Source organism: Rhizobium grahamii CCGE 502 (assembly GCF_000298315.2).
Classification (GTDB): domain Bacteria; phylum Pseudomonadota; class Alphaproteobacteria; order Rhizobiales; family Rhizobiaceae; genus Rhizobium; species Rhizobium grahamii.
Genome location: NZ_AEYE02000019.1, coordinates 1 through 19477, shown reverse-complemented (window position 1 = coordinate 19477; position 19477 = coordinate 1). Strand labels below are relative to the sequence as shown.

Genomic DNA, 19477 nt, shown 5'->3' with positions numbered 1-19477 from the left:
CCCGAATTCAGGGTTTACCTTTAATCAGATTGGCCGCGTGCGGATCTGCCTCGAGCATGGCTATCACTTCCAAGCCTTGCTTATACTTCGCCGGACTTGTACCGGACGCTATGGCTTGCTGCAGATTGTCCTCGAGATCGGCCACTTTCACGGGCCGCGCAAGCGGGTTCTCCATAGTCCGAACAACGAACTCTTCGTCGGTTTCGTCTTGCCTGCGCGTGAGAGCATCGATGGCATCAACAACGGATGTGCTGAAGTTCAATTCGCGTATGCGCTCCAGATCCCAGCCTTCGCCTTTCTCGACAACATCGTGAAGAAAGGCGACGGCCTTTTCTTCATCGCCCTGGACGCTGTCTGCGACGCGTTTGCAGTGGCTAAAATATGGCTCGCCCATTTTGTCTATCTGTCCGGCGTGAGCTTCGAACGCCGTCTTCATTGCCAGGCGAACCTGATGCGAGACGCTATCATCTGAGCTGTTGATTGCCATGGCCAATCTCCTCCGCAGCAGGAACGGAGGAGGTGCCGCGTTGTTCCCCATAAAACCGGTAGCGAACGCTGGGGAGAGCGGCGGCATTGGGCCGGGCGGGTGCCCGCCCGTCCTCGGACATGGCGAGCACTAAACGATCGCGATACCCGGCTCCCCGTCGCATCCGGCTGGCGGATCTCTCGGTTGAATGGGACTTGCCCTCATCAAGGGCAAGCCTCGACGGCAGCTCGCTCCATCTGGATCGTGGCTGGCGATCTCCCGCACGTCCCCCACAGCAAACTGTGAGGGTGGAGTATCGGTGTCAGCGGCGTATAAGCCTGCCTACCGCGATCAATATGCAGGCGCCAACAAATCCCGCTATTAAATATCCGAGCCAACCGCCGAGCGCGACGCCGAACAAGGATAGCAGGGCATTGGCGATGATGGCTCCGACGATGCCGAGGATGATGTTCATCAGCACGCCCATGTTCGACTTCATGAACTGCTCAGCGAGCCATCCCGCTATGCCGCCGATAATGATCGCTGCAATCCAGCCGATACCTGCCTGTTCCATGATAAACCTTTCGAAATGATGGATGTTAAAGATTGGATACGTTCACTGCAACTAGAGCGGCACGGACCGTCGTCAATCGTCGCGTTCACATGGCTGCTCCAAAGACAAGTTCTTCGGTTTGAGCGTCTATGTACTTACAGCGATGACGATGGCACGAGGCCGATTTGGTTGGGCGCCGGCACGACAGCTTTGGGTATCTCGGCGTCGCGGAGCACGGCTCGGGCTTCCTCTTCGTCCCAGCCGGCGGCGACCGCCGACGAAACCAGTATCTCCAGCCGCTCCGTTTCTGAAGCGCTTGACGTTTCATTCAGGTGATGCCTCGCGGTTTCGAGACACTGCTTGAGGTTGGCGTGCCGATCGGAAGAATTGTCCGAGTGCCTGGGTGATGCGACGTAAGTCATTTGAGAGCTCCTGCGAAATAATACCCACAACGAGCATCCGTCGGTCAGGTTCCAATTCCCCTGCAGTCTCACCCCGGAACTTGGTACCAACTCACCCGAGAACCGCAGCCGGGAACCAATCCAAGTGACGGATGTTGTCGTCCCAGTATGCAGGCAATGTCTCGAGGTGGTCGGAGGTTGCGGGATTGACCAACGTTGAACGGGAGACAGCGGATCCGCAGCCGCCAGTCACGACAGCAGAAGAGTTGGAGGCTCGCAAGGCGAGGAGGGCTGAGCGCCGACAAAAGCAACGCGAGGCAAACGACCTGCGCGCTGCAAAAATGCATGATCACAGAATGGCAGCCGAGCGGACCGGGTTACCCGAGACGCCTCCGGGAAAGGGGAAAGTCCACGTCGGCTGTTCCGGATGGTATTACTGGCATTGGAACGGCAGGTTCTATCCTGCTGATCTTCCGAGAAACCAATGGTTTCCCCATTATCGGGAGAGATTTCGAACCGTCGAGCTCAATGCTCCGTTTTACTCCTGGCCAACAGTCGCCGCGGTAAAGACATGGCTGCGCCAGGCAGACGATGGCTTCGTCTACACCGTGAAGGTATGCGAGCTGATTACTCATATCAAACGGTTCGAGGGTACTGACGAGCTTGTGCGTGACTTCGGCTACATTGCCGACCTGCTTGGCGCCCATATGGGCTGCTTTTTGTTTCAGCTGCCTCCAAGTGTGCGCTACAGTCCAGAGACCCTCGATAGCATCCTTCACCAGCTCGACCCGCGTCGCAGGAATGTGGTCGAATTCCGCCACAAGAGCTGGTGGGACGATACCGTTTTTAAAAAGTTCGAGGCAGCCGGAGCTATTTTTTGCTCGACGAGCGGGCCCCGCCTTCCTGATCAACTCGTCAAAACTGCCGACGACGTATACGTGCGCTTTCATGGTACCAAGCAATGGTATCGACACGATTACAGCGACGAGGAATTGTCAGATTGGGTTGATCGCATCAAGGCAAGTGGCGCAAAACGGGTGTGGGCGTACTTCAACAACGATCGCGACGCAAATGCGATCAAGAACGCCGAGACGCTGTCCCGCTTATTTAAAGCACAGAAAGTCATGCGGTGATTGAAAGCCGCCGGCGAGCGCGTATCAACAAGCAATAGCCTTTTCAAGAAAGGAGGGCATGTGTCCTCTTGCCGCCGCCCTTGGCAGATAATGCCTTGCTGTATCCAGCGCCTCGCGGATCGTGACGTCCATGTCGAGATAACGATATGTACCAAGCCGGCCCACAAAGGTGACGCCTTTCTCCCTCTCCGCGCGTGCGACATAGTGCGCAAGCAGCGCCTTTTCCTCGACGAGGCGGATCGGATAGTACGGGATGTCGTCCGGTCCGCAAGCGCGCGAATACTCGCGATAACAGACAGAGCCTTGGTGTTCCTCCCAAGGTGAAAAGTGTTTGTGCTCGGTAACCCGCGTATACGGCGCTGAGGCGTCGCCGTAGTTCATGACTGCGCAGCCCTGGTAGTCCCCGTCGAAATGAAAGCGCTCGAAATCAAGAGTCCGGTATCCGAGCCTCCCATCCTCGTAGTCAAAATAGCCGTCGATTGGGCCTGAATAGAAGATATGGATTGCGTCGAGACGATCGGAGCGACGATATTTGGTCGCGAGCTGAACCTCGATATTGGGATGGTCGAGAATTTGCCCAACCATGTCGGTATAGCCATTTTCAGGCATCCCCTGGAATTTATGGAAAAAGTAGTTGTCATCGTAGTTGAAGCGTACCGGGAGTCGCTTGAGGATTGAGGCCGGCAGTTTCGTCGGAGAACAACCCCACTGCTTCTCGGTATATCCTTTGAAAAAGGCCTCGTAGAGGTCTCTGCCAACTAAACTGAGTGCCTGCTCCTCGAAGGTGCTGGGATCGGTAATCGATTTGTCAGCCTGCCGTTCAAGGAATGCGCGTGCCTCATCTGGGCGAAAGGTTTTGCCAAAGAACTGGTTGATCGTATGCAGATTGATCGGCAGCGAGTAGACGTGACCGCGCGACGTCGTTTTGACCTGGTTTTTATACGGCATGAACCGTTGGAAACCGTTTACGTATTCCCAGACTTCGGCATCATTTGTGTGGAAGATATGCGGGCCGTAGACGTGCACCATCACGCCGGTCGCCTCGTCACGAATGGTATGACAGTTTCCCGCTATATGGTCGCGGGCATCCAGGACAGTAATTCGATATCCCGCACAGGCCAACTCCCGCGCTATTACTGCGCCCGACAAGCCGGCACCCACAATCACGATACGATTGTAAACCATTGAGTACTTCTCCGTTTCGCTTCGATCCTCACTGGAACTTCAATTCGCGAGGAATGTTTCCCGTCCGGTCTGTCGACTGCGAATTAAAAGCGTCGGGGATAGGCGATTGCCTTTGCGGGCGGTGAATGGAGCTGCCAATGTCCACAATTCGGAACAATCCACGCCGGCTTGTCATTGTCAGCGACTACCAGGAGGGCTGCTTTGAAGACGCCGGCATCCCGTCGGCGGACGAGTATGAGAGCCGCTGGAGAGAACGCGGTGACATCGAGATACCGCGCCAAAGGAATGTCGCCGTCGAGGGGAGCTATGTTGAGCGCCTTCCACTTGCATGTCTTCGATCTGGCCTCGTGGATAAGGCGGAGGTCTGGACGCACTGGCGCGGCTCTGAACCGCCCCCGCCCTGCACTCGGACAGGATCCCCGTTGGCAAGGAGGTCGTTCCGGATAAATGGCCCCGACGCGCCTTTCAATTCGAACGACATGCTCGGCTTCATCAAGGCCTTCGGGGCGCCTGATGTGCTCTGTGTTTGGGGCCTGGGGTTGTCTGAAGAGATCATGGTCGCCTGCAAATCCAGTTTCAAGATCTACAATTCGATCGACGCTCCTGCGCTCAGGATACCTCCGGAGGTAAGCCGCCATTTCGATCTGGTCCTTACGGGCGCAGAATGGCAGTCGAGAGAAATCAAGGGGTTGCATCCTGGCATGGCGACCCTTGTTTTGCCAATCGGCCCTGAATTTGCCTCCGAGACGATGTTCAAACCGTTGGGTCTGAGCAAGGTATACGATGTGATCTACGTGGCCGCGGCCCAGCCGTATAAACGCCATGACATACTCTTCGAAGCATTGGCACGATCATCGCAACGGCTGAAAGCGCTTTGCGTTTGCGGCTATGGCGACATGATCGAAGACCTGAAGGGCCAAGCGAACTGTCTTGGGCTGGAGGTCGATTTCATCGACCCGCCGGGCGTGCCGTACGATGAGGTAAACAGGCTCATGAACCTCTCAAGGCTGGGCGTCGTCTGCGGCATAAACGACGGTGCCCCTGCCATTTTGACCGAATATATGCTCGCCGGACTTCCGGTCCTCGCAAACGCCGAACTCACCTGCGGCCTGCAATATATTTTGCCAGGAACGGGGCGGGCAAAGTCTGCTGCCGAATTCCATCACGGCTTTGCTGAGATACTTGATGGTCTCGACCTGTTCGCGCCATGCCAGGAGGTTCTGGAACGTTGGGTGTGGCCGCATTCTATCGAAAAGCTGACCGCGGCGATCCTTTCAACAGTCAAAGGCAAGCAAATTTTCGGCGGTTAGGGAACCAACGGACAAAATTCAGGTTGGATCATACTCAAAGCGTGGGGAACCTTGTATGAATCTATTAACTAACTTCAAGACACTTGATCGGACTTCCCCCATTATTTGCTTTTCCCACCTCAGGTGGGATTTCGTATGCCAGCGGCCCCAGCATTTGATGGAGAGATTTTCCCGGGACAGAGAGGTAATCTTCTTCGAGGAGTACATTCCCACCGATCACCATCTTGCCTACTTCGAGGTCCATTCGTTCGACGGTACGGCGGTGAAAGCCGTTCGCCCCAGAATACCGCACTGGTGGTCCGACACAGAACGTGAGGCGGGGTTGTCTCGTCTTCTTGACGAAGTCCTCGCTTTCAGCCGCCGTGAAAGGCCGATCCTCTGGTTTTACACCCCCATGATGTACGGTTTTGCGCGTCACGTCGAAGCTCAGGCAGTTGTCTATGATTGCATGGATGAACTCGCGAACTTCAAATTCGCATCGCCGTTTCTGAAGCAATCGGAAGACGATCTTCTGGCCCGGGCAGACGTCGTTTTTACAGGCGGGGAAAGCCTCTACCGCGCCAAGAAGAACCGTCATCGCAACGTCCATTGTTTTCCTTCGAGCGTCGACGTTAGCCATTTTGGCAAGGCCAGAACGTGCGGAAGCATCCCAACGGATCAGGCGGCGATCCCTTCTCCCAGACTGGGCTACATCGGGGTCATAGACGAAAGAACGGATCTCGCTCTGATCGCTGAGATCGCCCGGAGGCGACCCGAGTTTTCGTTCGTGTTCATCGGCCCGATTGTGAAGATCTTGCCCGAAGACCTGCCTGCAGCAGCCAATATCCACTATCTCGGACGCAAGGAGTATGCGGAACTCCCGGCCTACCTGAGTGGATGGGATGCCGCCCTGATGCCGTTCGCCCACAACGAAGCGACACGCTTCATCAGTCCAACCAAGACGCCCGAATACCTTGCTGCAGGCAGGCCTGTCGTCAGCACCCGGATCGCCGATGTGGTTGCCAGCTACAGCAATCTGCCGGGGGTTTTTCTTGTTGACGGGCCTGAGGCGTTTGCACGAGCCTGCGATGCGGCTTGTCGACTGGATCCCACCGATCCCTCGTGGCGAAAAGTCATAGACGCGAAGCTCTCCCAGTCGTCTTGGGACAAGACCTTTGCGGAGATGAAGTTCCTCGTCGAACAGGCCGCGTCCCGTGAACTCCATGTATGAGAAATGGCGTGTTCTACTTGCAACGGACAGTCGCGAGCCGTCCGGTCTCGGAGAGCATATGCTGGATCTGGGGGAGGGGCTCGCGGGTCATTTTGACGTTACGATCGCCCTCATTGGGTCTGACGATACGGGGTTGCTCCACAGAGCAGCTCGACGTGGAATGAAGATCAAGTTGGTTGCCGACACCGCGGAGTTCGAAGGCTGGCTTTCGCGGGCGAATTTCAACCTTCTGCATGTTCATGCTGGTATCGGCTGGGAAGGGCACCAGGCCGTTCTGAGCGGGGTAGCCTCCGGACTTCCCGTTATCCGCACCGAGCATCTGCCGTATTTGCTTACAGATTTCGAACAAAAACGAGAGTACCTGATTTCCACAGAGAGCGTGTCTCAGCACATCGTGGTCTCCGAAGCGTCGAAAGCCACCTATGTCGCTGAAGGCGTACCAAGTGAACGCATCACCGTCGTCAGAAACGGCGTCAACCCGATGGTTGCCTCCGGCGGACTTTCCGCCAAAGTCGATGAGCTCGGCCTGTCGGGGAAGAAGGTACTTCTGACGGTTGCGAGGTTCACCCCGCAGAAGGATCATGTCACGCTTATCAAGGCGATGCCGGACATCATCGCAGCCCACCCCTCGGCTATCCTTGTTCTGGTTGGTTCGGGGGAAGAGCAGTCAACCCTGGAAACACTCGTCGACGAGCTCGGTCTTGCATCTGTTGTGCGATTTCTGGGCCATAGAGACGATATCGCCGACTTGATGTGCATCGCCGATTTGTTCGTTCTGCCGTCGCGGTTTGAAGGACTTCCACTTGCAGTCTTGGAAGCAATGTCGGTGGGGCTCGTTGTCGTCGCCACCCGGATTGGTGGAAGCGTCGAAGCGCTGGGAGAAGCTCACCCATTTCTGGTCGAGCCGGAAAATGCGCCTGCGCTTGCGGAGATGACGATACACGCCCTTTCCGACAACGTCGCGCGAACGGCCGTAATGGAGGCCGAACGCGACAGATTCGATCGGCATTTTACGGCATCGCGAATGGTCGATGAAACTGCAGACGTTTACCGGAACCATATCAATCCGAATGGAAATACATCGAAGGATGGAACGATGACCAAGGCACGTATCGGCTTTATCGGCGTTGGAGGGATCGCCCAGCGGCATCTGAACATTCTTGGGACGTTTGAAGACGTAGAAATCGTTGCATTCGCCGATCCCGATCTCAATCGTGCCGACGAAGCGGCAAGCCGCTTCGCAGCGAGGTCGTACGACAACCACAGGCCGATGCTCGAGTCAGAGAACCTCGATGCCGTCTATATCTGCATTCCGCCGTTTGCTCACGGCAGAGCCGAGCTCGACCTGATCGATCGGGGCATTCCGTTCTTCGTCGAAAAGCCGTTGACGCGCGATATTGCTCTTGCGGAAGAGATCGCTGCGAAAGTCGCCGAGCGCGGCCTCATTACCGGGGTGGGCTATCATTGGCGATATCTCGATATCGTCGACGAGGCGCGTGATCTGCTGAAGGATAACCCTGCGCAGCTGCTGTCGGGATATTGGCTGGACTCGACCCCGCCGCCGCAATGGTGGTGGAAAGAGGAGCAATCCGGTGGACAGATGATCGAGCAGACAACTCATCTTCTTGACCTTGCGCGGTTCCTGGTCGGGGAGGTTGCCGAGGTTTACGGTAGGGCGGGGCACAAGGACCGTGAGGAATTTCCGGGTCTCGACGTGCCGACGGTGACGACAGCGAACCTCGTGTTCCAGTCCGGTGTCCTTGCGAATATATCGTCCACCTGCCTGCTCGGCTGGAACCATCGCGTCGGCATGCACATCTTCGCGGACAAACTCGCTATCGAACTCACCGATCGCGAAATCATGGTCGACGTGGGACGCGGCCGCCCGGTCCGTTTGGCGGACGGAGACCCCGTCTGGCGCGAGGACCGAGATTTCATCGATGCGGTGAAGGGCGGCCAGAACAACATCCGCTGCCCGTATGATGACGCCCTGGTGACACATCGGCTCGCAAGCGCGGTCATGACGTCGGTCAGATCAGGAGAGCCGGTGAAACTCCCGACGCAGCAGTTCAACAGGGAGGCCTTCCGGCCGCTTCAGCCACAACAACGTGAAGAGAACGGGAGGGAGTTGCCGCCTGGCCATCGCATCGTACGATCCCTGGGTATCAGCAAGCCGGGCGAGGCATATCTCTCAGACTACGAAGAAGGGCCGCCTTCCGATGGTCACGTCAGACTGGACACCTTGTATACGGGCTTCTCCGCCGGCACCGAGTTGACCTTCCTCAAGAACACAAATCCATACTTCCACGCCCGCTTCGATGGGGGCAGAGGCGTTTTTATAGAGAACGAACCCGACCTTCACTACCCCGTGCCTTTCCTGGGGTACATGGAAACGGCTGTTGTCACTGAAACGAACGCTCGGGGGTTCGTCCCTGGCCAGATCGTTGCTGGCACATTCGGCCACAAGACCGGGCACACGGCAGACCCGTACCACGAAACCCTGATCACACTCCCTGACGGCTTCGATCCTGTGCTTGGGGTATTTGTTGCCCAGATGGGACCGATCGCCGCCAACGGCATCCTCCATGCCGACGCCGAGACCTTTGGCTCAAACGTGCCTTATTTGGGTGCTGGCGTGGCGGGACGCCCCGTCGTTGTCTTGGGCGCTGGTTCAGTCGGGCTGATGACAGCCCTCTTTGCCCGCAGGGCTGGAGCGTCCGAGGTTGTCATCACCGATCCGTCACCGTTTCGCCGGATGAAGGCCGAAGCTCTGGGCCTCACGGCGATGAGCGAGGAAGAGGCATGGCAGCATGCCAAGACCCGGTGGCACGGTCCCTTGGGACGGGGAGCAGATATCGTTTTCCAGACAAGGGCGACTGCGGCAAGCTTGCATAATGCCTTGAAGGCGCTACGCCCGCAGGGAACGGTCATCGATCTCGCCTTCTATCAGGGAGGAGCCAGTGCGCTGAGATTGGGCGAGGAATTTCATCACAACGGTCTCAGCATCAAGTGCGCGCAGATCAACAGGATGCCCCGCTCGCTCGCATCTTCGTGGGACAGGCGACGATTGGCGATCGAGACGATCGGGTTACTCGGCGTCGACGGGCCACTCATGCGAGAACACCTCGTCACTCACATCATCCCGATGTCGGAGGGCGCAGAATTCCTGCGGGACTTGGTAAAAAACCGTCCTGACTTCATTCAAATTGTTTTCCGGGCCGACCAATGAGTGCCCAGAGGGGGACCTCGCAAGTCCGTATTCTCTTTGTGTTTGCGTGGCTGGTTGTCGGTGGAGAGGAAACGGAAGTCCGTCTGCTTGCCGCGAACCTCGACCCCAGGCGCTATAGGATCGATGTCATTGCCTGCTTCAGAAAACCAGGCATGCCTGAACAAACACACCAGCAGCTGTCGGACCTCGGGGTCGACGTCGACATCGCCCCCTATGAGATGTCCTTCGAGGACACCGTCATCTACCTGGCGGACAAGGTCTCGGGTTACGACATAGTCGTCTCCTGTCAAAACGTTGCTGACATCTATCCGGCACTCGAGCGCTTGCATCTAAGGCCGCCATTGATCGAACATGGCGGCCTGGTGTCGGAGGCTTTAGCTGGACCCAAACACTTTACGTCCAGATACGTGGGTGTCTGCCGCTCCATAAGGGACGCCGCCGCCTCCCGGATGTCGGGTCGCGAAAACCATGCCATCGAAATTCCATCAATGGTCGATCTCGCGCCATATCATCCGGAGCGTCGCGCAGCGGTCCGGAGCAGTCTCGGATTATCGGAAAGCGACATCCTGATAGGTTGGGTAGGCAGGCTTGATCCCAAAAAGAACGTTCAGGACGTCATCGAAGCGGCAGCGATCGTCCATCAGAAGAACATGCAGGCCAAATTCATTGTCGTCGGCGGTCCGGACGTGTTTCATCCCGAGTATGCCTTGGAACTTGGACGACTAGCCGCGTCCCGGGGGATCGGGTCCGACCTGCGTTTCCTCGGTGACCGCAGCGATATCCCCGATCTGATGTCAGCGATGGACATATTCCTGTGGCTATCGAAGGGCGAGGGAATGCCTCACGTCATCGCGGAGGCTGGCGCCGCTGGACTGCCTGTCATCGCTACCCCTGATAATGGGGTGCTGCAGCAAATTGAGAATGGCGTCTCGGGCATTCTCGTTCCCTATGGAGACGTCAGGGCGGTCGCAGCACAGATCGAGCGCCTGCTTGTCAGGGAGGAAAGACATCGGCTCGGGAAAGCTCTGCAATACAAGGTGACTGCCGAATACAGTGTCTCGGCCGTGCTGCCTCAATGGGAGAAGTTATTCCTTGAGGTGCTCGACGAGCGCAAGCCCGGCAGGCAGATAAAACTCTTCAATTCTTTCCTGCAGGGCGGCTTCGAATGCTCGACGCATCGCTTGCGGCCTCGGGATGGTGAAGAGGTCGGGAAGCGCCTGGATCTTATTCGTGCCGTCAGGCACGATGATTATGCGTACCAGGACTATCTCCGGTTACGGGAGTTCGGGATAAAGACCGTCCGCGACGGCTTTCGTTGGCATCTGATCGAAAAGGATGGCGTCTACGATTGGTCGAGCGTCCGATCCATGCTCAGAGCCGCCTCGCTGTCAGGCACTCAGGTAATTTGGGACCTGCTTCACTATGGATGGCCAGATGACCTTGATATCTGGTCGCCGGATTTCATTCCACGCTTTGCCGCCTTTGCGGGAGCGTGCGCGTCTCTTGTGGAACAGGAAACCGACCTCGTCCCGTTCTATTGCCCGGTAAACGAGATTTCCTTTTTTGCCTGGGGCGGCGGCGACGCCGCCTATCTCAACCCATTTGCACGGGGTAGGGGTTTCGAACTGAAGGTCCACCTCGTCAAGGCATCGCTCGCAGCCATGGACGCCATCTGGGAAGTCGATCATAGGGCCCGTTTCGTTCATTGCGATCCGCGGATAAACGTTGTTCGAGATCGATCAAGACCGTGGGATGCCGCTGCGGCGCATGGCCATTGGTTGGCGCAGTTCCAAGGCTGGGACATGATTGAGGGCCGTATGTGGCCGCAGCTTGGTGGCAATTCCAAATATTTGGACATTATTGGCGTCAATTACTACTTCAATAACCAGTGGATTCATGGGGGTCCGCCTATCGATATTGGCCATACGGATTACAAACCGCTACGCAACATACTGGTCGAGACCTATGCGCGTTATGGTCGCCCCGTGATGATTGCGGAGACAGGCATCGAAGGTGACCGCCGGGCCGCGTGGATCGAGTATGTTGCACAGGAGGTGTCGGCGGCGGTGGAAGCCGGGGTACGGATGGAAGGTATCTGCCTGTATCCCATCGTGAATTACCCTGGATGGGATGATGAACGCGCCTGCGAGAATGGGCTGTTCTCCACAGAGGTTGTCCAGAATGTGCGACCTGTTGCAGACGAGAAATTTGCGGAGGTTCTGGAGTCACTGTTTCCCTCCCGGAGTGACCTTTTGACACGGCGCACCACGGCGCGCGGCTGACTCGGCTCAAAGGCGTCGGAGCGGCCACGACTCCGGGTATGGGCGGCCTCGAGGTTGGAAGCAGGTTGTGGTCTTGTTACTCAGCCTTGCCACGGAGTCTCCAATCAATCATCCGGATGTCATCTTCCCACGCTTAAACAGGCGGACGCGGTTTTCGACCGCCACGACAATGCAGGATAACATTCAGGTTGCATGGTCAGTCGCATGCCTCAAGGAAGCGAGTTGACAAGATGGCAAAAACCGCGAGAAGCCGTAGCGACGGAACTACGCCCCGCCTTCCAGGGTTCCTCTCTGTGGAAGGAGACATCACGATGGCCGCAGGTGGATCCATTGAATTTTGTGCGCGCAGTCCCGGAGCAGGACGACATAATCGTTGCGCACTACCTTGCCATTTGGGAGAGCTATGGCACTCCGCGAGAGAACCTTCGTCCCAACCCACGAGCTATCGTCCTCGACTTCCTGCAGACAGGTCGCGAGCAGTTCGAGCTCGCGAGTTTCATCGCACTTTCGACGACATAACGCCGATCGGATCGGTTTCCTGCAGGCTGAATTCGAAAACCTACCCGGTCGTGCTGAGACCCGAGCACTCCAAGGAGGGCTACATCTGGAGCGTCTTCACAGATCCGGCCTGTCGTGGGAAGGGCGTTGCCCGCAAACTTTTGGCAATGGCCATCAAACATCTCGAACGCTGCGAGTGCACCGCTGTCGTGCTGCACGCCTCCAATGCGGGCAGGCCTCTGTACGCAGGACTGGGTTTCGAGCCTGCGAGCGAAATGCGGTTGAAGTTCGAGAGCGCGACCGATCTGAAGCCCGCTTCTGTCGCTATTCCTGATTAGCCGCCTGGCCCAGACATGGAAAGCGCGTCCCGCACTTGTCGCCGTCGGGATGGCACATCAGCTCGCATCCCACTGCGAACCGACGTCTCAATCTTGCGAAGCTCGCATGCACGCCGAACTGGGCGACGAGCGCCTTACGTTCAAGTCGATCGCGACGGTCGCAGAGCATGCACTCCACTTCGATGACAGCTGCCCTCACGCTTCTGAGGGTGGGCCCGCCCTCACTATCAGGCTTCGGTCGTCGTCGCGCCATCTCGTCTCCCGATTCCCGGCAAGGTGCCGGGCGGTGGCGTAGCTACTTGATCGAAACCGAAGAGACAAGCTTTACAGCCACAAAAAAGTGAAGCGCCCACGTAAGCCCGCAGGTTCCCGTTGCCAAGGACTGAACCGCTATTCACAGGATCGGATTCATCCGGGTGCAGACGACTTTTGAATTGCATCGGTTCCGCGCCTTCCTCAAATCCCGTTCGGCGGGTCGTCGTCCTCGGCCACAGACCAGTGAGTTAGCCATCCGGACATACATCGAAACCGGATCAACCTTGACACGGGGACTTTTGCGGCATCTCGGGAATGATGAGATATTGGGGCTGGCCGATGAGGAGGAGCTACTTTTTCAAACTGTGGAGCAGATCGATGGAAGCATTGCCATCTCCCAGCGCCACCCGACGAATTCAAATGGCATTGCTGGCTTTCAGCGAAGAAGACCGTCGCGCTTGAACTCCTCCCAGCCAGCGAGTTCCGTGTGAGTGTCGTCGGATCTTGCGCCGGTTTGCGCCTTGGCGGTCTTGCCCTTCTTCAGGGACCGCGTCAGTTTCGCCTTGTAGGCAGCCCGCCGCCTGTTTTCCGCGGCAGCCGAAGCGTCCTCCTCGCGCCATTCGTCGACGACGCCCCGGTCAAGAATGTCTTCAACCAATCTGGGATCGAAGACGTGGAATGTGATCTTCCTGGCGCGCCCGCGCAGTTTCACGGTACGCGTTCCGGCACTCGGCAGACGGCCGTCCGCCAGCCAGCGATGCCGTTCGCTCGTCTTGATGGTCAAAATGTCCTCAATCTCGCGGGGGATCACCGGCAGGCTCTCGATGCCCTCCAGCGCTTTGGCGACGAGAGCCGATGCGGTCTGGAAGTCGGTCTTCGCACTGGCAGGCATCGCTAGCGTGAGTTCGCCAGCATCAATGTCGAGCGATTTCTTTATCACAAACGGAAGCCGCGCCCGTATTTCCAGTAGGATGCCTTTGGCACGGACAGACGAGCCCAACGTCGCCGCTGGTGACAGCACCCATGTTTTGAGTAGCTCGACGTCGTTCGTTTCGTGTTTCGGCATGAGGCCTAAAATGGGTTGTTGACGGCGGTTCGTCAACGAGCATCGGAAGACGCCTTCGCTCTCCCTATCAGGCCAGGCCCGGGGCGGCTGCGGGTAAGGAAGAGCGCTTTGCGGACCGAATGAGAAATGGAGCGGTAGGGCAATTCCGCGCACCGACCGCCATACCCCATTGCATTATTGATTGGCGCTCGACCCATCGCCAGGGGAGCCGGTCACTCGAGAGATAGACGAACGTCCCGGAGATCACGCGACCAAAGACCGATGCTGGACGGCCCAGCATTGCATATTCTTCGAAAGCCACAACTAGCCGTGGTCGGGATCCCGGGTGGGGTTGGCCGTGATCCCAGGGGCCTCGCGCTCAGTGCGTTGAGGCCCTCTTGATTTAGGGCTTCTGGAATGCGGTTTCGGTCTCAAGCGGCATCGAGACGTGGTCCATTGGCAATACGCGCTGGTGCGGCAAGGCATAAACAGCCATCGTCGTTCTCCAGGCTATCGCAGTTCGGAGGTTTTCATGCCGAGATCTATGACGACAGGCCTCAGGATTTTGATCCTCAATCTCGGACCCCGATCTTGGCGCGCAGCCCCGAGGGATGTAGGGGCAAAGACCGCGCGGCATGCTCGGGAACTTCAACTGATCGAATTTGACGCTAACCCCGACGAAGCCCGATGCCGCCTCACAGAAAAGGGTTGGGCTTTGAAACGGCGTTTGGTGGCTAGCGAAAGGATTCGCGTCCATCGCGCGAGGCATTTTTCTGAAGTGTCGTAGGTTGTGCTAGCCCAGGCATCTACTCTAGTTTGCCATTGCAATGTCATGCCCTTTCCCTGGGCTCGAACTCTATCTCCAGAAACGCGTGGGCGATGGGCTCTGATTATGAAATGGCAAACCGGATTTTGAACAAAGCCCCCATTACCCGAAAGAAGGCTTTGCACCGCGATCAGCCTTTGTGGCTCGAAACACCACGGATTTCGATCCTCACGAGGAAATCCGCTTCTCGAACTTCGTTCGACGTGGTCATTGTCGGAGCGGGTATAAGCGGCGCGCTGATGGCTCATGCTTTTGTGGGGCAAGGGATGAGCGTCCTTGTCATTGATCGGCGGCAGCCAGTGAGGGGCAGCAGCCTGGCAAGCACTGCGATGATCCAGCACGAGATCGACGTTCCCCTGCACGTTCTGACGAAGACGATCGGGGTGAAGAAGGCTCAGCGCGTTTGGCAACGCTCCGCCGGGGCAGTGCAGGAATTGGTTCAACTTACCAATGATTTGAAGCTGGGGTGCTCCTTCGAGCGAAAGCGGACATTGTTCCTGGCGGGGGAGGCGTATGGCTCGAGAGCGTTGCGTGCCGAATCCGAAGCGCGAAAGGCGGCAGCAATCGGAGTGGAATATCTCGGCGGCCGAGAGCTTTACTATCGTCACCAGATTGACCGACCAGCCGCGCTCGAAAGTGACATCTCGGCCTCAGCAAACCCGGCGCAGCTGACTGCCGGGATCCTGCGACATGCACGAGAACACGGAACCGAGGTTGTTGCGGGCGTCGAAATACGCGACGTTCGCAGCATTGGCGATAAGGTCGCGGTCTCGACCGCAGGGGGAGACATCATTGATGCGCACCATGTGGTGTTCTGCACGGGATACGAATTTCTCGAGGCGCTCGCCTCGAAGAGCCAGAAGGTCATTTCCACGTGGGCGTTGGCCAGCCGTCCACACCTTGAACGGCCTGAGTGGATCAACCGCTACCTCGTTTGGGAAGGAGCCGATCCCTATTTGTATTTCCGCTCAACGTCTGACGGCAGGGTCATTGTGGGAGGCGAGGACGAAGCTGATGAAGGCGCCTACCTGGACGAGGCGAAGCGGGCCCGAAAAACAAAATTGCTCGTCGAAAAGCTGAATGACATTACCGGCATTTCGGTCGGAAAACCGGATTTTGAATGGTCCGCGGCTTTCGGCACAACGCCCAATGGCCTGCCGATGATCGGACGTGTGCCCACGATGGATAACGTGTTCGTCACCATGGGTTTCGGCGGGAATGGGATTACCTTCAGCCAGATCGCAGCGGATTTGATTTCCGGGGAAATCCTGGGACGTCGCGATGCTGACTGGGATTTGTTTCCCATTTCTTGAGTGGCGGGGAGATCGGGGATGTCAGCGATCCCGCCGAGAGGTCGCAGCGAATGGCCGGCACCTCGCGGGGTCGGCCTTTTTCTTAACCAACTACTTCTGGCGATTGATCTTTGGCGGAATAATCATCTGCTCCTGAGTGGTCGGATGCAGCGTCAGATCAACCCTGTGCGGAGGTAGCACCTGGGCGCTTCGCAAGGCGTTGGGCTTGGATCGCTTGTTCAGCTTGTTTTTGGTTGCAGGTCTTGCGTCTATCGGTTGGATTGGACCAGCGTTCGCCATTGTTCTTCTCCTTGTTGTTGGCAACGTTATGAACCTAATCGCGGCGACCGCTAATAGTTCCGCAGTAAGGCTTACAATGGCATTTCCAGCTCTGCAGGATCTTACTCTACTTCATAAACCGCCGCATTATCCTGAATTTCTCGCAGCCCCTTATAGGAAGCATGGCGCAACTTTCCGTCGTTCGTCCAGGCGCGATACTCGATCTCTGCGATCAGTGTGGGCTGAACCCATACGATGTTCTTCCGCTGGCCAGCATAAGCGACGGGAGGCTTCTTGCTCTTGATGGTGTCGAGCATTTTCCGGAGTTGTTCGGCGGTCCGTTCGCTGAAGCCTGTCCCGACCGAGCCGACATAGACCCAATCGGCGCCCTTGCGCGCTGCCAGCAACAGACTACCGATCCCAGACCGGGCCGACAGCGAATGCTCATAGCCCACGACGATGAAGCTGTCGGACTGGACGCATTTGATCTTCAGCCAATCCCCGAGGCGGCCCGACCGATAGGGGCTGTCCTTGCGTTTTGCGATGACACCTTCGAGGCCATGCTCGCACGCGGCGCTCAAGATAGATCGGCCATCCCCTTCCACCTCTTCAGAAAGCCGGATGGCGCCCTGCTCGTTCTTCAGGAGCGATTCGAGAAAGAAGCGGCGACCCGTGAGCGGCGTCTCCCGGATATCGTGGCCGTCGAAGTAGAGAAGATCGAAGGCGAGCAAAATCGAGGCGCCGGAGTTCAGCTTGCCTCCTCGCCCCCCTAGTGACTGCTGGAGCATTCCGAAATTGGGTCGCCCCTCCTCATCGAGCACAACGGCCTCACCGTCGATGATTGCAGAACCGACGCCCAGACGCTTCGCGGCATCCTCGATTGCGGGAAAGCGGTGTGTCCAGTCGTGGCCACCACGGGTGAGGATCCGGACATTGCCATTGTTAAGATGAACGGCGATGCGGTAGCCGTCCCACTTGATCTCATAAAGCCAATCGGGACCGACGGGCAGACGAGGCTTGAGAAGGGCCAGGCACGGCTCAACGCGGGCCGGCATTGGATCAAGGGGAAGCTTAGGTTGCGATGGATCTCGCGGCTTGCGAGCGCGGCTGCGAAGCGGCTTATCATCTGCAAGCAGGGGCTTGGGACGCGGAGACTTTGCCATCAGGTAATTACATCAGGCAAACCGTGAAAAGACAATTAAGCAGATGGGACGAATATCCTCCCTTCAGGTTCGCGTCAGAAATTTTGTAGGCCGGCGTCGAGCGCGGGTTGCTAACCACCGCATTGGGGCAAGAGATCCTTGGGCAAGGCTGGGTCGAATCTGCGCTTTGCCGAGTCGTTTTGAGGGACTTAGCCCAATATGAGCGGGCAGTGTCATTCATTGATAGAGACCCAAGCACCAATGGTAGCTAGGGGAACATCACCTTCCATATCGTTGTAGAAGACCAGATAATGATGGACATCTTCTTCCAGTGAGAGACGGAGTTCCGCGTACTTTGCCACGGCCTCTTCATCTCCGGCCTTGGACATCAGGTCGTGCAGCATGGTCACTTCACTGTAGATCTCGCACAATTCTCGAACCTGATCCTGTTGACCCTCCCAGACGCGAAGGCTTGGGCACCGAAGTTTGAGCGATGTCCATCCGTGCCGATAGCCATCGATGGAACCCATTGCTTTGGCGCTACGTTCAATCATGGGACTTGAAAACTCACGCCGAGGGACTCCAACCGACGCCATGTCACACGGCAATGAAAAGATCGGCTATCTGATAACTTCAAATCGAACTCCGCAGGCACAGCAACTGCTCCATTAACGCTCAGGCGCGCCCCTCCCTCAGATAAATCCTTGACAACGCAGTCCAGAACGGAGGCGCCGCCGTTGAGCAGGATCTTCGCGCCTATAAACGTACGTTTTCGATGATCTCTTCTGCCGTCCATGGCGGCACACTGGAATCGAAAGGTAAATGCCGTGTATATAGGAAGACTTTCCGTACGGTAGAAGACAGATGCCGGCAGGGCATAAACAACTGCTACCTGCCCGCCGCATCGTCGGCCTATTGTCCTTGCGTTACCAAACTCCAATGGTGACTGCGGCTCTGTTTGCAGAGCCCGAGGGGCAGGTTTTGACCTGGTTTGCACGTCCCTTGGCTTCAGGACCTGCCCCATTTAAAGCATCAGTCCGACGGTTCCACTCGAGCCAGTGGGCCTTGCAGCACGACAATCAGGTCAAGGTGAGACACGTTGCCTCCAATGGATGCTCCCGGCTGATCCGTCTATGCCTCACGAGATTGCTGTCCCCCCCAAAGGCCCTTCCTCAAACCTGGTGCGCAGATCGTCCGTCGCGCGAACGAGCGGGTCTGGCCGACGCAGCTCGCGGTTGAGTTTGGGCTTCACTCTAGCTGTCGGGGGGAAGCTCAAACGCTGACGCCGGCCCTACCCTATCTCGCGGATGCTTTTCAACGGGCGGTCAATGGTCGCCGCACTCATCTGCGACAGAAGGGCTGGAATACTCATCCAGTTTAAGGTGACCATGCCGCTCCATCGCAGACAAGAGCACAGGCAGCAGTGGCTTCAACCGTTTGCCACAGACGCGAGAACCTGCTGCGCCGCCTCGTCATAAATTCGCGCTCGCGGTCGTAAGGAGCGCTGGTGGTCGGCTCCGCGAAGCAAACGCATGGCATGTTTTCAATACATGCCAAACCGATAGAAACGAATTGATCGAGGGGCGCGCGAGCGCAAAGACTTCTCGGTGCAAGAAGAGGGTTGGACGGAGGATTCCAAGCCATGATGCACTACATCAGAAGGAGCTAAAGAAATGCTTGACCATAAAATCCTTGGTCTTTAGTCTTCCATTGTCACCAACAGGTGGCCGCTCTTTTGACCTCTTCCAGCCCCGCCGAGAAAGCGGGGTTTCTTTTTGTTTTGGCTCGCTTCATGGCATATCGTCTGGAAGTATGCGCATGCCTGCCTCGTGTGCGGCATCCACAAACGCCGATCGCGCAGTGTGGGCATTGCTATGAAGCTCCAAAGCCCGGATCGATGTCGACAGCGCCCGATGAAACTTGCCACCGTGATGATGCCAGCTTCCGCTCATCAGCATATCCGCGAGTTCCTGGACCGTTTGCACCTTCCGGTACCGACCCATTCCATCGATCTCCACATGCATGGGCTTGAT

General features: G+C 57.2%; 16 protein-coding genes and 1 pseudogene. 8 read left to right on the top strand and 9 right to left on the bottom strand.

All coding sequences use genetic code 11. The features are described 5' to 3' along the window. Window positions 1-7 precede the first annotated feature (7 nt). The 3 genes from RGCCGE502_RS17275 to RGCCGE502_RS17265 all read right to left on the bottom strand — a co-directional run bounded on the left by RGCCGE502_RS17275 (window position 8) and on the right by RGCCGE502_RS17265 (window position 1441). Window positions 8-487: an HD domain-containing protein gene (locus RGCCGE502_RS17275; protein WP_016555472.1), complete on the bottom strand. Its 480-nt coding sequence runs from the start codon at window positions 485-487 to the stop codon at window positions 8-10. A 301-nt stretch (window positions 488-788) separates the two neighbouring features. After that, a complete protein-coding gene (locus RGCCGE502_RS17270; RefSeq protein WP_016555471.1) occupies window positions 789-1040 on the bottom strand; it encodes a GlsB/YeaQ/YmgE family stress response membrane protein in 252 nt (83 codons plus the stop codon). Between the two features lie 134 nt (window positions 1041-1174). Beyond that, window positions 1175-1441, bottom strand: a complete 267-nt coding sequence (locus RGCCGE502_RS17265) for a hypothetical protein (RefSeq protein WP_016555470.1) — start codon at window positions 1439-1441, stop codon at window positions 1175-1177. 320 nt (window positions 1442-1761) lie between these two features. Here RGCCGE502_RS17265 and RGCCGE502_RS17260 point away from each other — a divergent pair, with 320 nt between their 5' ends. Next, window positions 1762-2553, top strand: a complete 792-nt coding sequence (locus RGCCGE502_RS17260; protein WP_141652361.1) for a DUF72 domain-containing protein — start codon at window positions 1762-1764, stop codon at window positions 2551-2553. Between the two features lie 24 nt (window positions 2554-2577). On the opposite strand, the gene glf is transcribed toward RGCCGE502_RS17260, so the two are convergent. Continuing rightward, a complete protein-coding gene (gene glf, locus RGCCGE502_RS17255) occupies window positions 2578-3738 on the bottom strand; it encodes a UDP-galactopyranose mutase (RefSeq protein ID WP_019280069.1) in 1161 nt (386 codons plus the stop codon). Window positions 3739-3875: 137 nt separating this feature from the next. Here glf and RGCCGE502_RS17250 point away from each other — a divergent pair, with 137 nt between their 5' ends. The 6 genes and pseudogenes from RGCCGE502_RS17250 to RGCCGE502_RS39095 all read left to right on the top strand — a co-directional run bounded on the left by RGCCGE502_RS17250 (window position 3876) and on the right by RGCCGE502_RS39095 (window position 12605). Continuing rightward, a complete protein-coding gene (locus RGCCGE502_RS17250; RefSeq protein ID WP_019280068.1) occupies window positions 3876-5048 on the top strand; it encodes a glycosyltransferase in 1173 nt (390 codons plus the stop codon). Between the two features lie 55 nt (window positions 5049-5103). Continuing rightward, window positions 5104-6249 (top strand): annotated as a pseudogene (locus RGCCGE502_RS17245) (glycosyltransferase family 1 protein); the annotation flags it as partial. Window position 6250: 1 nt separating this feature from the next. Next, the gene (locus RGCCGE502_RS17240; RefSeq protein ID WP_040674889.1) at window positions 6251-9487 is read left to right on the top strand and encodes a glycosyltransferase; all 3237 of its coding nucleotides are present in this window, start codon (window positions 6251-6253) and stop codon (window positions 9485-9487) included. After that, on the top strand, window positions 9484-11769 hold the full coding sequence (locus RGCCGE502_RS17235) for a glycosyltransferase (protein ID WP_019280066.1): 2286 nt from the start codon (window positions 9484-9486) through the stop codon (window positions 11767-11769). Before RGCCGE502_RS17240 ends, RGCCGE502_RS17235 begins: the two co-directional genes overlap by 4 nt. Window positions 11770-12099: 330 nt before the next feature. After that, entirely contained in the window at window positions 12100-12288 is a 189-nt protein-coding gene (locus RGCCGE502_RS38000) for a hypothetical protein (protein ID WP_244441723.1), read from the top strand. Next, window positions 12285-12605, top strand: a complete 321-nt coding sequence (locus tag RGCCGE502_RS39095) for a GNAT family N-acetyltransferase (protein WP_369333330.1) — start codon at window positions 12285-12287, stop codon at window positions 12603-12605. The genes RGCCGE502_RS38000 and RGCCGE502_RS39095 overlap by 4 nt, the downstream gene beginning before the upstream one ends. A 691-nt stretch (window positions 12606-13296) precedes the next feature. Here RGCCGE502_RS39095 and RGCCGE502_RS17225 read toward each other — a convergent pair. After that, window positions 13297-13926, bottom strand: a complete 630-nt coding sequence (locus RGCCGE502_RS17225) for a hypothetical protein (RefSeq protein ID WP_016555463.1) — start codon at window positions 13924-13926, stop codon at window positions 13297-13299. Window positions 13927-14784: 858 nt separating this feature from the next. Between RGCCGE502_RS17225 and RGCCGE502_RS17220 the strand changes: the two genes are divergently transcribed. Continuing rightward, window positions 14785-16044, top strand: coding sequence for an NAD(P)/FAD-dependent oxidoreductase (locus tag RGCCGE502_RS17220; protein ID WP_016555462.1), 1260 nt, complete (start codon window positions 14785-14787; stop codon window positions 16042-16044). A gap of 380 nt (window positions 16045-16424) precedes the next feature. On the opposite strand, the gene ligD is transcribed toward RGCCGE502_RS17220, so the two are convergent. The 4 genes from ligD to RGCCGE502_RS17200 all read right to left on the bottom strand — a co-directional run. Further along, window positions 16425-17465 (bottom strand): non-homologous end-joining DNA ligase, encoded by a 1041-nt coding sequence (gene ligD / locus RGCCGE502_RS17210; protein ID WP_016555460.1) that lies wholly within the window; start codon window positions 17463-17465, stop codon window positions 16425-16427. A 212-nt stretch (window positions 17466-17677) separates the two neighbouring features. Continuing rightward, a complete protein-coding gene (locus tag RGCCGE502_RS17205; RefSeq protein WP_016555459.1) occupies window positions 17678-17998 on the bottom strand; it encodes a hypothetical protein in 321 nt (106 codons plus the stop codon). After that, complete coding sequence (locus RGCCGE502_RS35395; protein ID WP_016555458.1) at window positions 17995-18240, bottom strand: PilZ domain-containing protein; 246 nt, start codon at window positions 18238-18240, stop codon at window positions 17995-17997. The genes RGCCGE502_RS17205 and RGCCGE502_RS35395 overlap by 4 nt, the downstream gene beginning before the upstream one ends. 994 nt (window positions 18241-19234) lie before the next feature. Next, on the bottom strand, window positions 19235-19477 hold a 243-nt coding region (locus tag RGCCGE502_RS17200; RefSeq protein WP_016555457.1), incomplete at its 5' end, for a DUF982 domain-containing protein.

Excerpts from the sequence above, each read along its gene's own strand:
- RGCCGE502_RS35395 (WP_016555458.1), bottom strand. The coding sequence starts at position 18,240 with ATGGACGGCAGAAGAGATCATCGAAAACGTACGTTTATAGGCGCGAAG.
- RGCCGE502_RS17270 (WP_016555471.1), bottom strand. The coding sequence starts at position 1,040 with ATGGAACAGGCAGGTATCGGCTGGATTGCAGCGATCATTATCGGCGGC.
- RGCCGE502_RS17225 (WP_016555463.1), bottom strand. The coding sequence starts at position 13,926 with ATGCCGAAACACGAAACGAACGACGTCGAGCTACTCAAAACATGGGTG.
- RGCCGE502_RS17265 (WP_016555470.1), bottom strand. The coding sequence starts at position 1,441 with ATGACTTACGTCGCATCACCCAGGCACTCGGACAATTCTTCCGATCGG.
- glf (WP_019280069.1), bottom strand. The coding sequence starts at position 3,738 with ATGGTTTACAATCGTATCGTGATTGTGGGTGCCGGCTTGTCGGGCGCA.
- RGCCGE502_RS17250 (WP_019280068.1), top strand. The coding sequence starts at position 3,876 with ATGTCCACAATTCGGAACAATCCACGCCGGCTTGTCATTGTCAGCGAC.
- RGCCGE502_RS17205 (WP_016555459.1), bottom strand. The coding sequence starts at position 17,998 with ATGATTGAACGTAGCGCCAAAGCAATGGGTTCCATCGATGGCTATCGG.
- RGCCGE502_RS17240 (WP_040674889.1), top strand. The coding sequence starts at position 6,251 with ATGTATGAGAAATGGCGTGTTCTACTTGCAACGGACAGTCGCGAGCCG.
- ligD (WP_016555460.1), bottom strand. The coding sequence starts at position 17,465 with ATGGCAAAGTCTCCGCGTCCCAAGCCCCTGCTTGCAGATGATAAGCCG.
- RGCCGE502_RS17235 (WP_019280066.1), top strand. The coding sequence starts at position 9,484 with ATGAGTGCCCAGAGGGGGACCTCGCAAGTCCGTATTCTCTTTGTGTTT.
- RGCCGE502_RS17260 (WP_141652361.1), top strand. The coding sequence starts at position 1,762 with ATGCATGATCACAGAATGGCAGCCGAGCGGACCGGGTTACCCGAGACG.
- RGCCGE502_RS17275 (WP_016555472.1), bottom strand. The coding sequence starts at position 487 with ATGGCAATCAACAGCTCAGATGATAGCGTCTCGCATCAGGTTCGCCTG.
- RGCCGE502_RS17220 (WP_016555462.1), top strand. The coding sequence starts at position 14,785 with ATGGGCTCTGATTATGAAATGGCAAACCGGATTTTGAACAAAGCCCCC.